The 17,342-nt window shown below is 71.6% G+C and carries 18 protein-coding genes; 7 read left to right on the top strand and 11 right to left on the bottom strand.

What is annotated here, in order from left to right; all coding sequences use genetic code 11:
- The 5 genes from QSK25_RS06090 to QSK25_RS06070 all read right to left on the bottom strand — a co-directional run bounded on the left by QSK25_RS06090 (position 1) and on the right by QSK25_RS06070 (position 4,019).
- Entirely contained in the window at positions 1–519 is a 519-nt protein-coding gene (locus tag QSK25_RS06090; protein WP_285634302.1) for a 3-hydroxyanthranilate 3,4-dioxygenase, read from the bottom strand.
- The gene (locus QSK25_RS06085) at positions 516–935 is read right to left on the bottom strand and encodes a RidA family protein (RefSeq protein ID WP_285634299.1); all 420 of its coding nucleotides are present in this window, start codon (positions 933–935) and stop codon (positions 516–518) included. Before QSK25_RS06085 ends, QSK25_RS06090 begins: the two co-directional genes overlap by 4 nt.
- Positions 932–1,648: a 2-keto-4-pentenoate hydratase gene (locus QSK25_RS06080; RefSeq protein WP_285634296.1), complete on the bottom strand. Its 717-nt coding sequence runs from the start codon at positions 1,646–1,648 to the stop codon at positions 932–934. The genes QSK25_RS06085 and QSK25_RS06080 overlap by 4 nt, the downstream gene beginning before the upstream one ends.
- Complete coding sequence (locus tag QSK25_RS06075) at positions 1,645–3,084, bottom strand: 2-hydroxymuconic semialdehyde dehydrogenase (RefSeq protein ID WP_285634293.1); 1,440 nt, start codon at positions 3,082–3,084, stop codon at positions 1,645–1,647. Before QSK25_RS06075 ends, QSK25_RS06080 begins: the two co-directional genes overlap by 4 nt.
- A gap of 83 nt (positions 3,085–3,167) precedes the next feature.
- A complete protein-coding gene (locus tag QSK25_RS06070) occupies positions 3,168–4,019 on the bottom strand; it encodes an alpha/beta fold hydrolase (protein ID WP_285634289.1) in 852 nt (283 codons plus the stop codon).
- 125 nt (positions 4,020–4,144) lie between these two features.
- Here QSK25_RS06070 and QSK25_RS06065 point away from each other — a divergent pair, with 125 nt between their 5' ends.
- Both QSK25_RS06065 and QSK25_RS06060 read left to right on the top strand, forming a co-directional pair.
- Positions 4,145–4,726 carry a CGNR zinc finger domain-containing protein gene (locus QSK25_RS06065; protein ID WP_285634285.1) on the top strand — a complete coding sequence of 194 codons (582 nt, stop codon included), beginning with the start codon at positions 4,145–4,147 and terminating at the stop codon, positions 4,724–4,726.
- A 340-nt stretch (positions 4,727–5,066) separates the two neighbouring features.
- Positions 5,067–5,354: a cupin domain-containing protein gene (locus tag QSK25_RS06060; protein ID WP_352235710.1), complete on the top strand. Its 288-nt coding sequence runs from the start codon at positions 5,067–5,069 to the stop codon at positions 5,352–5,354.
- A gap of 151 nt (positions 5,355–5,505) precedes the next feature.
- Here QSK25_RS06060 and QSK25_RS06055 read toward each other — a convergent pair whose 3' ends face one another.
- Together QSK25_RS06055 and QSK25_RS06050 are read right to left on the bottom strand one after the other, a co-directional pair.
- Complete coding sequence (locus tag QSK25_RS06055) at positions 5,506–6,450, bottom strand: threonine ammonia-lyase (RefSeq protein ID WP_285634281.1); 945 nt, start codon at positions 6,448–6,450, stop codon at positions 5,506–5,508.
- Positions 6,450–6,776: a winged helix-turn-helix transcriptional regulator gene (locus tag QSK25_RS06050; protein ID WP_285634278.1), complete on the bottom strand. Its 327-nt coding sequence runs from the start codon at positions 6,774–6,776 to the stop codon at positions 6,450–6,452. The genes QSK25_RS06055 and QSK25_RS06050 overlap by 1 nt, the downstream gene beginning before the upstream one ends.
- 145 nt (positions 6,777–6,921) lie before the next feature.
- Here QSK25_RS06050 and QSK25_RS06045 point away from each other — a divergent pair, with 145 nt between their 5' ends.
- The 3 genes from QSK25_RS06045 (at position 6,922) to QSK25_RS06035 (ending at position 8,895) form a co-directional block, all read left to right on the top strand.
- Positions 6,922–7,290 (top strand): DoxX family protein, encoded by a 369-nt coding sequence (locus QSK25_RS06045; RefSeq protein ID WP_285634275.1) that lies wholly within the window; start codon positions 6,922–6,924, stop codon positions 7,288–7,290.
- A gap of 134 nt (positions 7,291–7,424) precedes the next feature.
- Entirely contained in the window at positions 7,425–8,516 is a 1,092-nt protein-coding gene (locus tag QSK25_RS06040; protein ID WP_285634270.1) for a VanZ family protein, read from the top strand.
- The gene (locus QSK25_RS06035) at positions 8,491–8,895 is read left to right on the top strand and encodes an SRPBCC family protein (protein ID WP_285634267.1); all 405 of its coding nucleotides are present in this window, start codon (positions 8,491–8,493) and stop codon (positions 8,893–8,895) included. Before QSK25_RS06040 ends, QSK25_RS06035 begins: the two co-directional genes overlap by 26 nt.
- A gap of 170 nt (positions 8,896–9,065) precedes the next feature.
- On the opposite strand, the gene QSK25_RS06030 is transcribed toward QSK25_RS06035, so the two are convergent.
- A complete protein-coding gene (locus QSK25_RS06030; protein WP_285634263.1) occupies positions 9,066–11,144 on the bottom strand; it encodes an alpha/beta fold hydrolase in 2,079 nt (692 codons plus the stop codon).
- Positions 11,141–12,214: a class I SAM-dependent methyltransferase gene (locus QSK25_RS06025; RefSeq protein WP_285634260.1), complete on the bottom strand. Its 1,074-nt coding sequence runs from the start codon at positions 12,212–12,214 to the stop codon at positions 11,141–11,143. Before QSK25_RS06025 ends, QSK25_RS06030 begins: the two co-directional genes overlap by 4 nt.
- A 106-nt stretch (positions 12,215–12,320) precedes the next feature.
- On the opposite strand from QSK25_RS06025, the gene QSK25_RS06020 reads away from it, so the two are divergent.
- Positions 12,321–14,963, top strand: a complete 2,643-nt coding sequence (locus QSK25_RS06020; protein WP_285635258.1) for a helix-turn-helix transcriptional regulator — start codon at positions 12,321–12,323, stop codon at positions 14,961–14,963.
- Here QSK25_RS06020 and QSK25_RS06015 read toward each other — a convergent pair.
- Entirely contained in the window at positions 14,931–15,557 is a 627-nt protein-coding gene (locus tag QSK25_RS06015; protein ID WP_285634257.1) for a VOC family protein, read from the bottom strand. The genes QSK25_RS06020 and QSK25_RS06015 overlap by 33 nt on opposite strands.
- A gap of 165 nt (positions 15,558–15,722) precedes the next feature.
- Here QSK25_RS06015 and QSK25_RS06010 point away from each other — a divergent pair, with 165 nt between their 5' ends.
- Positions 15,723–16,304, top strand: a complete 582-nt coding sequence (locus tag QSK25_RS06010; protein WP_285634254.1) for an NADPH-dependent FMN reductase — start codon at positions 15,723–15,725, stop codon at positions 16,302–16,304.
- Positions 16,305–16,314: 10 nt separating this feature from the next.
- Here the strand turns inward: QSK25_RS06010 and QSK25_RS06005 are convergent, their stop codons facing one another.
- Entirely contained in the window at positions 16,315–17,241 is a 927-nt protein-coding gene (locus QSK25_RS06005; RefSeq protein ID WP_285634251.1) for an arsenic resistance protein, read from the bottom strand.
- Between the last annotated feature and the right edge of the window lie 101 nt (positions 17,242–17,342).

Below are 17,342 nucleotides of genomic sequence, written 5' to 3'. Positions count from 1 at the left end.
TCAGCCCTTGCCGGGGTGCAGCGCGCCGCAGCGGGAGCACGTGCGGGCGCCGGTGTCGGCGTAGAACTTCTCGAACACCGGCGGCAGGTCCGCCACGATGTCGCGCACCTGGAGCTCGATCTCGTGCAGCAGGTTCGAGCAGTCCAGGCAGTACCACTGGAACCGTTCGAGCTGTCCCTCCTCGCGGACGCGTTCGATCACGAGGCCGATCGAGTCGGGGTCGGGGCGCTGCGGCGAGTGCGGGGTGTTGCCGGGCAGCAGCCACGTCTCGCCCTCGCGGATGTGGACCGTCTCCTGGCCTCCCTCCGTCATGACGTTGACGTGCATGTCGCCCTTGATCTGGAAGAACCACTCCTCGTAGGGCTCGTGGTGGAAGTCGGTGCGGCTGTTGGGGCCGCCGACGATCTGGACGATGAAGTCGTCGCCGAGCGCCAGGGTCTTGTTCGCGACCGGCGGCTTGAGCAGGTGCCGGTTCTCGTCGATCCAGGCCTGGAAGTTGATCACGGGCGGCAGGGTCATCGGTTCTCCTCGGGCAGGCGGGCGATCGCCTGGATCTCGATCAGCAGGTGCGGGTGGGGCAGCTGGTGGACGGCGACGGTCGTGCGGGCGGGACCGTTCTCGTCGAAGAACGAGGCGTAGACCTCGTTGTAGCCGCCGAAGTCGTTCATGTTGACCAGGAACGTGGTCACCTGGGTGACGTCGGCGAGCGTGCAGCCGACCTCGGCGAGGATGGCGGCGACGTTCTCGATCACGGCCTGGGTCTGCGCCCGGATGTCGAGGTTCGTGGTGCCGAGCTCGTCGACCTCGACGCCCGCGAACGTGTTGTCGGGCCTGCGGGAACTCGTGCCGGAGACGAACACGAGGTCGCCGGACACCTTCACGTGCGGGAACCGGCCGCGCGGGCGGGCCAGTCCGGTGATCGTGCGCGCTGTCATCGCGACCGCCCTCCGAACGAGACGGGGGCGAGCCCGTCGATCGAGCACTCGACGTACTCCCCGGTGAGCGGCAGCGCGACGGTCGCCGCCCCGGCGAGCACGACGTACCCGGCCTTCAACGGGATTCCGCGCCTCCGGGCGACGTCCTCCAACGCCCTCAGGGCGTTCGCGGGGTTGCCGAGGATCGCGCTGGTGGAGCCTTCGACGTGCGCCGTGCCCGACGTGAGCCGCACCGTACGTCCGCCCACGTCGGTGACGGGCTGCCAGTCCCCGAGGACGTACCCGGCGGCGGAGGTGTTGTCCGCGATCACGTCCGTGTAGGTGAAGCGGAAGTCCCGGTAGCGGGAGTCGATGACCTCGATCGCGGCGGCCACCGCGTCCACGCACTCCTCGATCGGCGCGGACCCGTCGACGTCGCGGCGCAGCCGGTAGGCGATCTCGGGTTCGACCCTGGGGTGGATGAGGTTCTCGCTCGTGCGGCCCGCCATGCCGCTGGTGAGCCTGCCGACGATCACCTCGGACACGCCCATCTGCTTCATCTTCGCCTCGCTGGTGAAGCCGAGCTTCACGCCGGTGACCGTCTCGCCCGCCCGTTCCCGCAGGGCGATCAGGGCGCGCTGGACCTCGTACGCGTCCTCGACCGTGAGGTCCCCGAAGTTCGGGATCTCGGTCGCGGTCGTCTGTGCTTCGTGGAGGGTCTCGGCGATGGTCACAGCTGCACGCACACATTCGTGGGTTCGGTGTAGAAGTGCAACGACGACTCGCCGTCCTCGCGGCCGATGCCCGACATGCCCATGCCGCCGAACGGGGACCGCAGGTCGCGCAGGAACCACGTGTTCACCCACGACATGCCGACGTCCATCGCCTGCGCGACGCGATGGCCGCGGCGCAGGTCGTTCGTCCAGACCGAGGCGGCCAGGCCGTAGTCGGTGTCGTTGGCGAGCGCGATCGCCTCGTCCTCGGTGTCGAACGGGATCAGCGCGGCGACCGGGCCGAAGACCTCCTCGCGCACCACGCGGTCGGCGTTGGTGAGCCCGGTCCACAGCGTCGGTTCGATCCACGAACCTTCGCCCAGGCCCTCCCCCATGTCCGGGATGCCGCCGCCGGTGATCGCCTTGGCGCCGGACTCCTCCGCCAGCGCCAGGTGGTCGAGCACCTTGCGGCGGTGCTGCTGCGAGATCAACGGTCCGGTCGTCGTCGCCTCGTCGTTCGGGTCGCCGAGCCGCAACGCCCGTGCGTGTTCCACGAGGCCGTCCGCGACGTCGGCGAAGATCGACCGCTGCACGTAGACGCGTTCGGTGCACAGGCAGACCTGGCCGGTGTTGGTGAAGATCGCCCGGCTCAGCCCGGTGAGCGCCTCGTCGAGGTCCACGTCGTCGAACACGACGGCCGCGTTCTTGCCGCCGAGTTCGAACGACACGGGCCGCACGCGCGGGGCGACGGTCCGCATGACGCGCGTGCCGGTCGTGGTGGAGCCGGTGAACGTCACCCCGTCGATGCCGGGATGGCCGACCAGGAACTCGCCGACGTCACCGTGCCCGTGCACCACGTTGTAGGCGCCGGCGGGCAGTCCCGCGTCCCGGAGCACCTCGGCGAGCAGCGTCGCCGTGCCGGGCGTGAACTCGCTGGGCTTCACCACGACGCTGTTGCCGCACGCGAGCGCCGCCGACACCTTCCACGTGAGCAGCAGCAGCGGGAGGTTCCACGGCACGATGACCGCGACCACGCCGAGTGGCTTGCGCACGGCGTAGTTCAACGCCTGCCTGCCGTCGGCGAGGTCGGTGAGGAACGACTCCTGCCCGGCCGCGGACACGACGTCGGCGAACGTCCGGAAGTTGTGCACCGCGCGGGCCACGTCCAGGTCGCGGGCGAGCCGGACGGGCTTGCCGGTGTCCGCGACCTCGGCCGCGACGAACTCCTCGAACCTCGCCTCGATGCCGTCGGCGGCGCGGCGCAGCACCGCGGCCCGTTCCCGCACCGGCACCCGGCCCCAGCCCGACGCCCTCGCCGCCGCGACCGCCTGGTCGACCAGCGGCTCGTCGGCGACCTGCACCACCGCGTGCGTCCTGCCGGTCGCGGGGTCGACGTCGCCGAAGGCCGCGTCCCGGTCGGCGAAGGCGCCACCGACGAAGTTGCGGATCATTTCCATGCCCACCACTGTGGACAGAGTCCGTCCTGCTCCGCCAATGCCGTTCTCGCGGCAGGTCATGCCCTTCGGGGCATAGCCTCAGGTCAGCCGAAGGTCTTCGCCAGCACGGTGTGCACGTGCGCGGCGATCTCGTCGGCCGCCTCCTCCAGCGCGAAGTGGCCGGTGTCGAGCAGCACGACCTCGGCCGCCGGCACGTCCCGGCGGTAGGCCTCGGCGCCCGCGGGGACGAAGAACGTGTCGTGGCGGCCCCACACCGCGAGCACCGCCGGCTGCCGCTCGCGCAGCCACGCCTGCCAGGCCGGGTAGCGGCCGATGTTGGTCTGGTAGTCCCAGAGCAGGTCCTTCATGTAGTCGGCGCGGCCGGGCAGGTCGAGCACGGCCTGGTCGGCGAGCGCCTGCTCGGGGTCGATGTGCTCGGGGTCCTGCGCACCGGTGAGCCACTGGTGGCGGGTGCCTTCGAGGCTCACGACCCGGTCCACGGCCTCCTGGTCCACAGTTCGGTCCTGCCACCAGCCGTTCAGCCCCTGCATGTCCGGGCCGAGGCCGTCGGTGTAGGCGTTGCCGTTCTGCGTGATCACGGCCTGGACGCGCCGGTCGTGCTCCAGCGCGATGCGGAAGCCGACCGGTGAGCCGAAGTCGAACATGTAGACGGCGTAGTCACCGACGCCGAACTGGTCGATCACGCGGCCGGTGACGTCGGCGAGCCGGTCGAACGTGGGCGTGCCGGGCAGCGGGTCGGACGAGCCGAAGCCCGGGTAGTCGATGGCGACGACGTGCCAGGACGCGGCGAGGCGGTCGATCAGCCGCACGTAGGCGCGGGTGCTCGACGGATATCCCGGCAGCAGGACGACGGTCGGCCTGGCCGCGTCGCCCGCCTCCCGGACGAACACCTTCAGGCCGTCGATCTCGACGTGGCGGTGACGGATGGCGGGCATGGCGTTCTCCCTCGGTTCGATCTAATGGATAAACAGACCGTATACACGTTAGGTTGCTCGTCGCAAGGCGCCGAGACGGGAATCTGCTAACGTGTGAACTGTCTTTCCAACCGTTAGGAGTGGGCGTGACGACGCTGACGGAGTTCCAGGCGGCGGGCTTCCCGATGGGGGCCGAGCCGCTCGTCGCGCTCGACCTGGTGGACACGCACGCGTTGTGCCTGGACCCGGTCAGGGACCTGCTGGCGGACGAGCAGGACAACGCGAAGTGGTGGGCGTTGCAGGCCGATCGCGTACCGGCCGGGCCACCGCCGTCGCTGGGCGCGACCCGGCGGCTGCGGTCACTGCTGCGGGACCTGCTCGACGCGCACCTGACCGGAACCACGCCCGATCCGTCGCTCATCGCGGACCTGAACGCGGTCGCGGCCGCGGTGCCCACCAGCCCGCGCCTCGACGGGTGGGGTGCCGATGCCCGCGCGGAGACCCGGTGGCACGACGACTACAACGGCCATCCCGCGCTGGCCGCGCTGGCGGGCGAGGCGATCAGGTTGCTGGCCGACCAAGCGCGCCTGGCGTCGTTGCGGGCGTGCGCGAACCCGGCGTGCTCGATGCTGTTCCTGGCCGAGAACAAGCGCCGGATGTGGTGCGCGGCCAACGTGTGCGGCAACCGCGCGCGCGTGGCCCGGCACTACGAGAAGACCCGTTCCTAGACCTTCGTGATCTGGTGCAGCAGCGCCGCGAGCGGTCCGGGTGCCGACAGGAACGGCGAGTGCGACCATCCACGCCGCCAGGTGGACGAGACGCGTCACGTGCGCCACCCCGGCCGTCGCCTCCGTCACCGGGAACCCGCCGCAGGAGTGCCCGACGACGGCGACCGGCCGATCGACCTCGGCATCGTCGTGCAGCCCGGCCGGCGACACCGTCGCGCTGGAGCCGGACGAGGACGCCTGGGCCGCGCGGTGTGCCAGGAGACCTTGACACGCACACGCGGCTGAAGAGCATGCTGGCAGAGCAGGTTCCCACCCCGTTCCACGTTCTGAGGAGAGTCCGATGCGGACGTTTCGCCGGCTCGCGCTGGTCACGGCGATCATCGGCCTGACGGCCACCGCCACCCCGGGAACCGCCGGCGCGACACCGGGCTACGGGGTCAGCGCGGTCACGATCTTCGACCACACCGTCGGCGACACCCAGTACGTGCTGCGCGAGATCACCATCGCGCCCGGCGGCTCCACGGGCTGGCACTACCACCCCGGCCCGGTCAAGGGCGTGGTCACGAAGGGCGTGCTGACCCACTACGACTCGGACTGCTCGATCGACGGCATCTACCGGCCCGGCTAGTTCATCAGCGAGCCCAACGGCACCGGCTACGTCCACATCGGACGGAACCTGACGACCAGCCCGCTGGTGCTGGAGGTGCTCTACCGGAACCCGGTGGGCAGCGCGCTCGCGGTCAGCACGCCGAACCCGGGCTGCTCGTTCGAGTGACACGTCACGGGTGGACCCAGCGGCGGTGAGCGCCGGAGTCGACGTTGCTGCCGCAGATCACGGTGACGACGTGGCGCCCGGCGAAGCGGTCGCGGTCCTCCAGGACCGCAGCCACGCCGAGCGCCGCCGACGGTTCGACGACGAGGCCGGTGTGCTCGAAGAGCAGGCGCATGCCCGCGACGATCGACGACTCGCTGACCAGCACGGCGTCGTCCGCCACGGCGAGGAGGTCGTCCAGCACCTCCTGGATGGGGAACCGCCCGGCGACGCCGTCCGCGATGGTGTCCGCCGTGTCGGTGGTGACCACCCGGCGTGCGCGCCAGGACAGCGTCAACGCGGGCGCTCCCGCGGGCTGCACGCAGATCACCTCGGTGCCGGGCTTCGTCGTCTTCACGACGTGGCCCACACCGGTGGCCATCGCACCACCGCCCAGTGCGATCAGCACGGCCTCGAACTCGCCGCGCAGCTCGAGCCCGATCGTCGCGGCACCCTCACACGTCTCGACGTCCAGACTGTCCTCCAGCAGCCGGATGCCGCGCTCCCGCGCGACGCGCACCGCTCGTTCGCGGGCCATCTCGAAGTCGCCGTCCACCAGTTCCAGCTCGGCACCCAGCGCGCGGATCCGGGCGAGCTTGGCCTCGGGCGCCCGGTTCGAGGCCACCACCGTCACGTCGAGCCCGCGCCGCCGCCCCGACCACGCGAGCGCCTGGCCGAGGTTGCCCGCGCTGGCACACACCACGGCGTCGCGGCCCTGCTCGACGAGCCGGCTCGTGACGAGCTCGGTCCCGCGGCCCTTGAAGCTGCGCACCGGGTTCACCGTCTCCACCTTGACGCTCACCGTGCAGCCCAGTGCGCGGCCGAGCCCTTCGCACCGGTAGAGCGGGGTGTCCAGGAACACCGGGTCGATCACCTGCCGGGCCGCCCGGATCCGGTTCAGGTCGAGGCGCATCACCGGCCCCTGCTGGCGTTGAGCTCGTCCCGGTGCTCCAGCGCCCACTCCGCCAGCGCGATCACCAACGGCATCAACGTCTTCCCGAGGCCGGTCAGCTCGTACTCCACCCGCGGCGGCACCTCGGCGTAGGCGGTGCGCCCCACCAGCCCGTCCTCGACGAGGTGCTTCAACGTCAGCGTGAGCATGCGTTGCGAGATGCCCGTGACCGTCTGCTCCAGCTCCTTGAAGCGCAACGGCCCCTCGCGCAGCGCGCCGACGACCAGCAGGCTCCACTTGTCGCCGATCCGGTCGAAGACCTGACGCACCGCGCCGCCGTCGTTCATCGGCGGCGGGCACCCCTGAGCGCGAGTGAACCCCATCACAACCACGCCTCCCGTGCTGGACACATACATCCCTGTGCCTTTTGCAGCTCATCCAATGCGGACACAACATGAGGCTACGCACAAGAAGTAAGGATCGGAGCCTGCAATGAACATCGCCCTCTGGATCGCCCAGGCCCTGCTCGCCGCCGTCTACCTCGGCAGCGGCGTGACGAAGCTGGTCCGCTCCCGCGAGCAGATCACCGCGTCCGACAGCGGCAACTGGGCCCGGGACTTCTCCGACGGGGCGGTGAAGGGCATCGGCGCGGTCGAGGTGCTCGGCGCGATCGGCGTCGTCCTGCCGTGGGCGCTCGGCATCGCGCCGGTGCTGACGCCGATCGCCGCCGTCGGGCTCGTCATCGTGCAGGTCGTCGCGACGCGGGTGCACCTGAAGATCAACGAGACGAAGACGTTGCCCGTCAACGTGGTTCTGCTGCTGTTGGCGGCGTTCGTCGCCATCGGCCGTTTCGCCGGCTGAACGAGGTCGGACAACGGCCAGGCGACGGTCCCGCACGGTCTGCGGGACCGACCGGCGGTACGCGGTGCGGCCGTCCGAGGCATCTTTCCCGAACTGTGGTTTGAATCGCGGCGTTGGCGGGCAAAGGACCCCTCATGATGGCGTCGTACTGGGAGACCGCCCGAACCGGTTTCCTGGCGTTCGTGGGTGTCGGACTCATGGTCCTGGTTCCGTTGGTGCTGCTGCACTACTTCCGCTTCCGCAGGGTCGAGCCCCGCCGGGCGTTCGTGCTGTACGGGCTGCTCGCCTACGGTCTCGTCGCGCTGGCGTTGATCTTCCTGCCGTTCCCGTCGGACGTGTCCGAGCTGTGCACGGGCGAGCAGATGCTGTCCACCACCCCGTTCCAGTGGGTCACCGACATGAGCAACAACATGGCGGCCTACGGACGCTCCGGCATCCTCGCCATGGCGCAGTCGCAGGCGTTCCTCCAGCAGCTGTTCAACGTCGTGCTGTTCGTCCCGCTCGGCATCGTGCTGCGCAAGGCCTACGGCAAGGGCCCGCTCGCGGTGATCGCCATCGCGGCCGGCCTCTCGCTGGCCGTCGAGGTCGTGCAGTACACCGGCAACCTCGGTTTCTACCCCTGCCCGTACCGGATCGCCGACGTCGACGACCTGATCTCCAACACCTTCGGCGGCCTGCTGGGCTGGATGCTCGCCCCGGCCGCGTTCGTCGTGCCGCGCGTGCCGTCGTCGGAGGACTCGGAGGCGCCGCCCACCACCGTCACCGTGCCGCGCCGGCTGCTCGGGCTGATCTCCGAACTCGTGCTGATCATCGTGATCGCGAAGCTGCTGCTGCACTCCGACCCGTTGTGGGCGGTGTGCGTGCTGGTGGCGTTCCGGGTCGTGCTGCCCGCGGCGTTCAACGGCCTCACGCTCGGCGGGGTGCTGTTCAACTACCGCGTCCGCGCCGAGGACGGCACGCGCGCCAACCCGTTGCTGCTGCTGGTGCGCGAACTGCTCGGGTTCACCGGGTTCCTGGCGTACGCGACGGTCGTGTCGCCGCTGATCGACATCGGCTGGTGGGACCTCGTGGTCGTGGCGCTGTACGTCGGCGGGGCGTTCGTCGTGCCGATCTTCCGGCGGGACCAGCGCGGGTGGCACGAGCACGTGGCGCGCACGCGGGACGTGTTCACCGACCGGGCGATCGGGTACCCCGACCGCCATGACGACGTACACGCACACAGCTGAGGCGGACATCCCGGCCGACACGCTCTTCGGGTTCATCGCCGAGCCGCGCAACCTGCCGCGGTACTTCCCGCAGATGACGGCCGCCGAGCCGGAGGGCGGGGAGCAGGTGCACGTCGAGGCCGAGGTGCACGGCCACCACGTGGAGGGCGAGGCGTGGGTGCGGCCTGACGCCTCGCGGCGGACGCTGGAGTGGGGCGCCGAGGGACCGGACGACTACCACGGCGAACTCCAGGTCGAGGAGGTGTCGCCGGGGCGGTCGCGGATCACCGTGAGCCTGCACAGCGTGCGGGAGGCGTCCGGCGACGAGGTGCAGCGCGGGCTGGAGCAGACGGTCGCGGTGCTGACGCAGACCGCTGCGGCGGACGACCGCGCCGAGTAGGACCGGTCGGGTGAAGGGACGCGGGCCCGCCCAGGCGTTGGAGTGAAAGGACGCGGGCCCGCTCGGGCGGCGCGGTGGAGGAACTCGGGCCTGCCCAGGCGTTGGGGTGAAAGGACACGGGCCGCCCGGGCGGCGGGCCGGAGCGACCTCGGGCGAGTGCGCGCGGCGCGCTACAGCAGCTCGGCGAGCAGTGCCGCGGCGCGCGCCGCCCCGTCCCGTTCCACCTCCCGGTAGTCCGTCTCCCGGCCGATCTCCTCGGCGATCGCGGCGGCCAGTCCGCCGGACACCTCGTCGTAGTCCAGGCACCGGCCCGCCCGGTACCGGTCGAGCCGGTGCCGGACGTGGAAGTTCTGCTCGAAGTGGTGGCGCAGCGGCACGTAGATGAACGGCCGCCGCGCCGCGGTCAGCTCCATGCACGTGGTCAGGCCGCCCTGCACCACCGCGATGTCGCACGCGGCGAGGTACCGGGGCAGGTCCGGCACGTACCCGCGGATCTCGACGGCGGGGTGTGCCGGCAGTCCGGCCGGGTCGATGCGCGGCCCCGTGACGACGAGGAACCTCAGGCCGGGCACGCGTCGCACGGTCTCGGGGACGGTGTCGAGCACGCGGCGCAGCAGCGACTCGCCCACGCCGGAACCGCCGACCGTCACCACGCACAGCCTCTCGTCCGCACGAAGGCCCAACGGTGGGGCAGGCGGGTCGACTCCTGTCACGTAGCCGCAGAAGTCGAAGTTCTGCTCCGTCCACTCGCGAATCGCGGGCAGCCCCTCGCCGAACGGCAGGGAGATCACGTCGTCGGGGTTGCCGACGAACACCGACCGGTCGCGCACCCGGCGCAGCCGGGCCCGTTGCTCGATCATGTCGAGGTTGTAGTCGGCGGTGAGACGTTGCTCGCGGGCGCCACCGTCGGGCATCGGGAGCCAGCCGACGAAGTCCGTCAGCCAGGCGAAGGCGAACCGCTTCAGCTCGGGGTTCTCGTGCAGGAAGTGGTCGACGTCCCAGGCCTCGTCGCCGATCACCAGGTCGTACCGCTCGGTCTCCAGGACCTCGTTGAACACCATGAAGTTGTGCACCAGCACGGCGTCCAGGCGGCGGAACGCCTCGAAGACGTGCAGGTCGTGCTCGCCCGCGTCCTCCTCGACGTGCCGCGACTCGGTGGCGAGCCAGGCGGACGCCGGGTGGATCCGCTCCCCCGCCGGCCCGAGCACCTCGGTGACCGGGTGCTGGGCGAGCCAGTCGACCTCCAGTCGCGGATGGAGTTCGCGCAGTTCACCGGCGATGGCCAGGTCGCGGCGGGCGTGCCCGAGGCCGATCGGTGAGCTGAGGTAGAGCGCCCGCGGCCTGGTCCCCGAAGCCCGCGACGTCCGGACGACGCGCGGCGCCGGGTGGACGCGGTCGACGAAGTCCTTGATCAACAGGTTGATCCGGACCGGGTCGCGGGCGTGCACGCCGTGGCCGGCGCCGTCGATCAGCACGAGGTCGCCCCCGGTCAGCTCGGCCAGGCGTGCGCCGATCGCGTGCGGGCGGACCTGGTCGTCGGTCCCGTGGATCACCAGTACCGGGCACGTCAGCCGGCGGCATTCGTCCTCGATGGACTTCGACGCGAGTCGTCCGGCGGTCGTGTCGACCAGGGTGACCGGCTCGATCTCGTGCGCCCACCGCACCGCGTCCTCGATCTGCCTGGTGGAGTGCGGCTCGGCGAACATCCGGGCGAAGAACCACTCGGTGAACTGGTCGTAGCCGCCGTTCAGCCAGTGGTGCCGGTTGTACGGCGTGCCGCCGTCCGCCGCCTCCCAGGCCTCTCGTTCCTGTTCCTGCACGCCGATGAGCGACCCGCTGGCCGGGCCGATCGCGACGATGCCGGTGACGCGGCCGGGGTGACGGGCGGCGGCGAGCACCGACCAGGCGTCACCCCGCGACAACGCCACCAGGACGGCCTGCGCGGTGTCCGTGGCGTCCAGGACGGCGATCACGTCCTCCGCGCACTCCTCGTCCACGTAGGACGCCCAGCCGCGCGGCCGGTCCGAGTCGCCGCTGCCGCGCCCGTCGAACGTGACCACCCGGAAGTGCCTGGCCAGGAACGAGACCTGGGCCTTCCAGAACCTCGACGGCACGATCGACCAGGTGGGCACGAGCAGGACCGTGGGCTTGCCGGGGTTGTCGTACACCCGGAACGCGAGCCGCACCCCGGCGCGGTCGGCGAACCCGGTCCGGTCGGCCTCGCGCACCGGGCGCGGCTCGGCGTTCACGGGCGGACTTCGAGGACCTGGTTGAACGGCGTCCGCGCGACACCGGCGAACCGGGTGAACCCACCGGCGACCGCGACGTCGCGCAGCCGGGCGGGCCCTGCCTGCGTGCCGAGCGCGAGGCCGACGTCCTGCGACAGCGAGGCGGGCGTGCACAGCAGCGTCGAGAAGCCGTAGTAGGTGCGGCCGACGGGGTTGAGGTTGTCCTCGACGCGGTCACCGGCCATCGGTTCGACGATCATCCACGTGCCGTCGGGCGCGACCGCGTCCCGCACGTGCTGCGCGGCACCGACGGGGTCGCCCATGTCGTGCAGGCAGTCGAACATGGTCACGAGGTCGTAGCCGGTGCCGGTGAAGTCCTTGGCGGAGGCCACTTCGAACGTCACGCGGTCGCTCACCCCGGCGGCCTCCGCGCGGTCGCGGGCCGTGCGGACCGACTCGGGGTGGTAGTCCGAGCCGGTGAACGTCGAGTTCGGGAAGGCCTGTGCCATCAGGATCGTCGATGCGCCGTGGCCGCAGCCGACGTCCGCGACCCGTGCGCCGGCGCGGAGCTTGTCCGTCACGCCGTCCAGGGCGGGCAGCCAGCCGTCGATCAGGTTCGCCGCGTAGTTGGGCCGGAAGAACCGCTCACAGCCGACGTGCACGTCGGTGTTGTGCTCGTGCCAGCCGACGCCCGACCCGCTGCGCGCCGCGTCCAGCACCCGTCCGGCGTCGTGCACGGTGCCGAGCGCGATCTGGAACATGCCGGGCAGGAACGCGGGGCTGTCCTCGACCGTGAGCGCGACGGCGTGCTCGATCGGCAGCGCGTACCTGCTGGTCCCGGGGTCGTAGGTGACGTAGCCGCCCGCCGCCTGGGCGTTGAGCCACTCCCGGGCGTACGGCTCGGCGGTGGTGGTCCGGTCGGCGAGCTCGGCGGCGCTGACCGGTTCCCCGTCGGCCATCGCGCGGTAGTAGCCGAGCTTGTCACCCATGACGACGAGCGCGGCGTTGAGCGTGGCGCCCACCTCGTCGACGGCGCGAAACACGAACTGCATGAGCTTGTCGGTGTCGACCTCGGGTCTTGTCGTGGTCATCTGCTCTTCCCTCCTGCTGAGGGCCTGGAACCTATGAGCGCGCGGGACGTGGCCGCATCAGGTGCCCCACCTAGGGTTTCGCCGACCTACACTCCCCCGTGTGCTGATGGGCCGCGACTCGGAACGGCACCGGATCGAGCGGCTCGTCGCGAGCGCCCGGATCGGCCGCGGTGGCGCGCTCGCCCTCACCGGCGAACCGGGCGTCGGCAAGACCGCCCTGCTCCGCTTCGCCGCCGCCGGGTGTGCCGGCATGACCGTCCTGCAGGCCGCGGGCAGCGAACCCGAGCGCGAGATCCCGTTCGGCGGCCTGCACCAGGTGCTGCGACCGGCGCTGGCCCGGCTGCCCGAGATCCCCGCGCCGCAGGCACAGGCGTTGTCCGTCGCGCTCGCCCTCTCGTCCGGTCCCGCGATCGACCGGTTCGCGGTGGGCGCCGCGACGCTGAGCCTGCTCTGCCGGTTCGCCGAGGACCGGCCGCTCGCGGTGCTGCTCGACGACCTGCACCTGCTGGACCGCCCGTCCGTCGACGCCCTGGCGTTCGCCGCCCGACGCCTCGGCGCCGACCCGATCGTCCTGCTGGCCACCACCCGCGCACCCGACCCGCCGCTACCGGCGCTGGCGCTGACCGGCCTCGACCTCGCCACCGCCCACGACCTGGTGGTGAGTCGCGCGGGACCGGTGTCCCCCGACCACCTCGCCCGCCTGCACCGGGCCACCGCCGGCAACCCGCTGGCGCTGATCGAACTGGCGGCCCGGCCCGTGCGGGACGTCTCGCCCGAGACCCCGCTGCCGGTGTCGGCGGCGCTTGCCCACGAGTTCGCCGCCCAGGCCCGCTCGCTCGGCCCGTCCGCGCAGGCGGCGGTGCTGGTGGCGGCGGTGGCGGGCACCGACCTGCGGGTGGTGGCCGGGGCGTGCGAGGCACTCGGGGTGGCGGTGGACGCGCTCGCCGAGGCGGAGAGCACCGGGCTGGTGCGGATCGCCGGCGGACGAGTGGAGTTCCGGCACCCGCTGATCCGCGCGGCCGTGTACGGCGACGCGGACCCGCGGCGGCGCCGGGAGATCCACCGGGCCGTGGCGTCGGCGGTGGGCGTGGGCTCCGACCGGCACGCCTGGCACTTGGCGGAGGCGTCGGTCGGACCGGACGCCGAGGTCGCCGGCCTGCTGGTGCAGGCGGCGGTGCGGGCCCACGACCGCAGTGCGCACGACGTCGCCTCGGCCGCGTACGAACGGGCCGCGCGCCTCAGCCCCGACGTCGCACGGCACGCCGCGCTGTGCGTCTCCGCGGCGGAGTCGGCGTGGCTCGCCGGGGAGACGAAGCGGGCCGTCTCGTTGCTCGACCAGGCAGGTCCCGGCACCGCCGTCGACCTGCGCGCGGCGATCGCGGCCCGCACCGGTTCGCTGACCGAGGCCCGCGACCTGTGCCGCGAGGCCGCCGGGGCCGCGGCGACCCCGGACGCCGCCGTCGTGCTGCTGGCCGACGCCGTCAACGCCTGCTTCTACCTCGGCGACACCACCAGCGGCGTCGCACTCGCCCACGAGATCGAGGCCCGGCTCCCCGACGTCGTGGCGCCCCAGGCGTCCGGACTCGGCCGGATGGCCGCCGGGGTGGCGAGGATCCTCGCCAACCGCGGTGGCGCCGACCAGATCCGCGCCGCGATCGACCTGCTCACCGGCTCCGGCCTCCTGCGCGACGATCGGCGCCGGCTGTCGTGGTTGATGATCGGCCCGATGTTCCTGCGCGACGCCGACTCCGGCGCGGAACTGCGCCGCACCGTCGCCCACGCCCGCACCGAGGCCGCCGTCGGCACCCTGCCCGCGCTGCTGTTCCACGTCGCGAGGGACGAGGCCACGACCAACCAGTGGGCGCGCGCCGAGGCCACCTACGACGAGGCGACCCGGCTGGCCCGCGAAACCGGCCAGGAGACCGACCTCGCCATGTGCCTCGCCGGCAGGGCGTGGCTGCAGGCCAGGCTGGGTGACGAGGACCGCTGCCGGGACCTGGTCGAGGAGGCCCTGCCGCTCTGCCGGTCCCGCGACATCCACATCGGACGGGTCTGGTCGCTGTTCGCGTTGGGAGAGCTGGAACTCGGCCGCGGCGACCCGGCGAGGGCGTTAGGGCACCTGGAGGAACTCGCCGACCTGCTGGAGGAGTTGAAGCTGACCGACCCGGACGTGTCCCCCGCCCCGGAACTCACCGACGCGCTGGTGAGGCTGAACCGCCGCGAGGAAGCGCACACCATGGCCAGGCGCTTCCGGGACGAGGCCGCGGCCAAGGGCCAGCCCTGGTCGATGGCACGCGCCGAACGCACGGCGGGCATGCTCAGCGCGGAGTTCGAGACGCACTTCGAGGCGTCATTGCGGTACCACGAAAGGACTCTGGACGAGTTCGAGACCGCGCGCACGCGGCTCGCCTACGGTGCCCGCCTGCGCCGCGCCCGCCGCCGGGCCGACGCCCGCCCGCACCTGCACGCCGCACTGGAGACGTTCGACCACCTCCGTGCGGCCAGGTGGGCGGACCTCGCCGCGGTCGAGCTCGGCGCCACCGGCGAGACGATCAAGCGGCGCGACGAGGGGGAAACCTTGACACCGCAGGAGTTGCAGGTGTCGCTGCTGCTCGCGGAGGGCAAGACCACCCGCGAGGTCGCCGCCGCGTTGTTCCTGAGCCCGAAGACCATCGAGTACCACCTGCGCAAGGTCTACACGAAGCTCGGCATCCGCTCACGCGCCGAGCTGGCCGACCGGCTGCCCTGACGCCCACGCGAAGCCGTCCGGATCGGTGAACTCCCCGGCGCCGTGCAGCTCGACGCGGTGCGAACCGGCCCCCTCCGGCGCGACGCCCGCGTCCTTGGCCAGCGCGCGCCGCCGGTACAGGCCGAGCTTGATGCCGCCGGTCGAGGCGAACTGCACGTACATGCGCCCGAAGCTCTTCTCCACCGCGAAACCGTGCTCCACGTAGCACTTCCTGCTCGCGGCGATGTCCGTGGCGCCGATCAGCAGCACGACGTCCTGGACGGCACCGGTGGCCGGGGCGGTGTCCTTCTTGGCCGACGTGGCGACCTTCCAGATCGTGCCGTCGGGCGCCTGCACCACGCCGCCGTAGCCCCACAGCGACTTGGCGGCGGGCTTGAGCACCGTCACGCCGGCGTCGATCGCGCCGGCGACGAGGACGCCGACGTCGCCGGGCTGCGCGACCGTCAGGGAGAGGGTGAAGCCGCGGAACCCGGTGGCCGGTTCCTGCGAGGCCCGCAGGCGCAGCCGGGAGCCGAGTCCGAAAGCGTTGGCGTAGAAGCGTTCGGCGGCCGCGAGGTCGGCCACCTCGAGGGTGATCGCGTCGAGTGAGGTCATGCCGGGAACGCTGTTCGCCGAGCCCTGCACGGTGCTTCTCGATTCCTGACCGCTCGCGTCTGTGACCCACCGCACTTGACCATCACGAGCACAACCGGGGTAGAGTCCACTTAAGCAAACGGGGTACGGTCCGGTTACCTCGACCAGCGCACAGGGACCCACGACATGACGCACATCGGAATCATCATCGGCAGCACCCGTCCCGGCCGGAACGGCGAGCAGGTGGCCAGGTGGGTGCTGGAGAACGCGGAGCAGCGCGCCGACGCGACGTTCGAGCTCGTCGACCTCCAGGACTTCCCGCTGCCGCACCTCGACGAGCCGATGCCGCCCGCGATGGGCCAGTACCAGCACGACCACACCAAGGCGTGGGCGGCGAAGATCGCGAGCTTCGACGGGTTCGTGATGGTCACGCCCGAGTACAACCACTCCACGTCCGGCGTGCTGAAGAACGCGATCGACTACCTGTTCGCCGAGTGGAACAACAAGGCCGTCGGGTTCGTCTCGTACGGCGGTGTCGGCGGCGCGCGGGCCGTCGAGCACCTGCGCCTCATCGCGGGCGAGCTGAAGATGGCCGACGTGCGCACGAGCGTGTCGCTGTCGATGTTCACGGAGTTCCGGAACTTCTCCGAGTTCGTGCCGTCGGACTTCCAGGTCAGCACCCTGTCGACCCTGCTGGACGAGCTCGTGACGTGGAGCGGCGCGCTCGCCCCGCTGCGTGACCGCCAGGTCGCCGCGCAACAGGCCTGATGCCGCCGCCTCACGGCACCAGCCGGGGCACCACCTTCACGTACAGGACCATCCCGGCCACCTCGACCATCGTCTGGGTGACCACCACGACGGCCGCGACATCACCGGGCAACGCCAGCGCGAGCGGCAGCACCACCAACGAGTTCCGCGTCGCGCCGGTGAACACGATCGCGCGACCGGCCGGCCCGCCCAGCCCGAACGCCCGCGCGACACCGAGCCCGGCGAACGCCATCACCACCAGGAACACCACGTAGAACGGCACGACGGCCGCGACCTGTCGCACGTCGCCGAGCTTCGGCACCTGCGAGGCCACCACGACGAACAGCGTCACCGCCATCAACGGCACCATCGACGTGCTGATCGCCCCGATGACCCGCCCGGCCCACGTCTGCGTGAGCCAGGCCAGCGCCAGCGGGATCACGATCAGCACCAGGAACGCCTCGACGAACGGCCCCGGCTCCACCACCGCCAGGTCCGCCCCGAGGAACACCCACAGGTACGCCGGCAGCAGCACCATCTGCGCCAGCAACAACAACGGCGTCGCCGCCAGCAGCCGCCGGCTGTCACCGCCCGCCAGCCCGCTGAACACGATCACGTAGTCGACGCACGGCGTGAGCAACACCAGCAACACGCCCACCCGCACGGCCTGCTCGCCGGGCAGGAACGCGAAGAGCCCCGCCACCACCAACGGCACCACGACGAAGTTCACGACGAGCGCCGCCGTCAGGAACCGCCCAGACCGCAGCGACCGCCCGAGTTCCGCCACCGGCACCTGCAGGAACGTCACGTACAGCAGGGCCGCGAGCACCGGGTTGATGGCGTGTTCCAGCACTGGTCCCGCGCTCGGGGCGAGCCACCCGGCCAGCCCGCCGGCCGCGAGGGCACCGAGGTAGACGGCGACCTGGTGACGTTCCACCCCTGCGACGAACCCCGGCAACGCACCCTCCCGATCAGCTGATCAGGACGATAACCCGCGCCTCGACGTCGCACTGCGGCTCCAGGTCTCGCACCAGCCGCGCCCTCTCCGGAACCGAGCCC

This window comes from Lentzea sp. NBRC 102530 (assembly GCF_030269365.1).
GTDB lineage: Bacteria > Actinomycetota > Actinomycetes > Mycobacteriales > Pseudonocardiaceae > Lentzea.
This window is presented reverse-complemented; position numbering and strand designations above follow the sequence as displayed.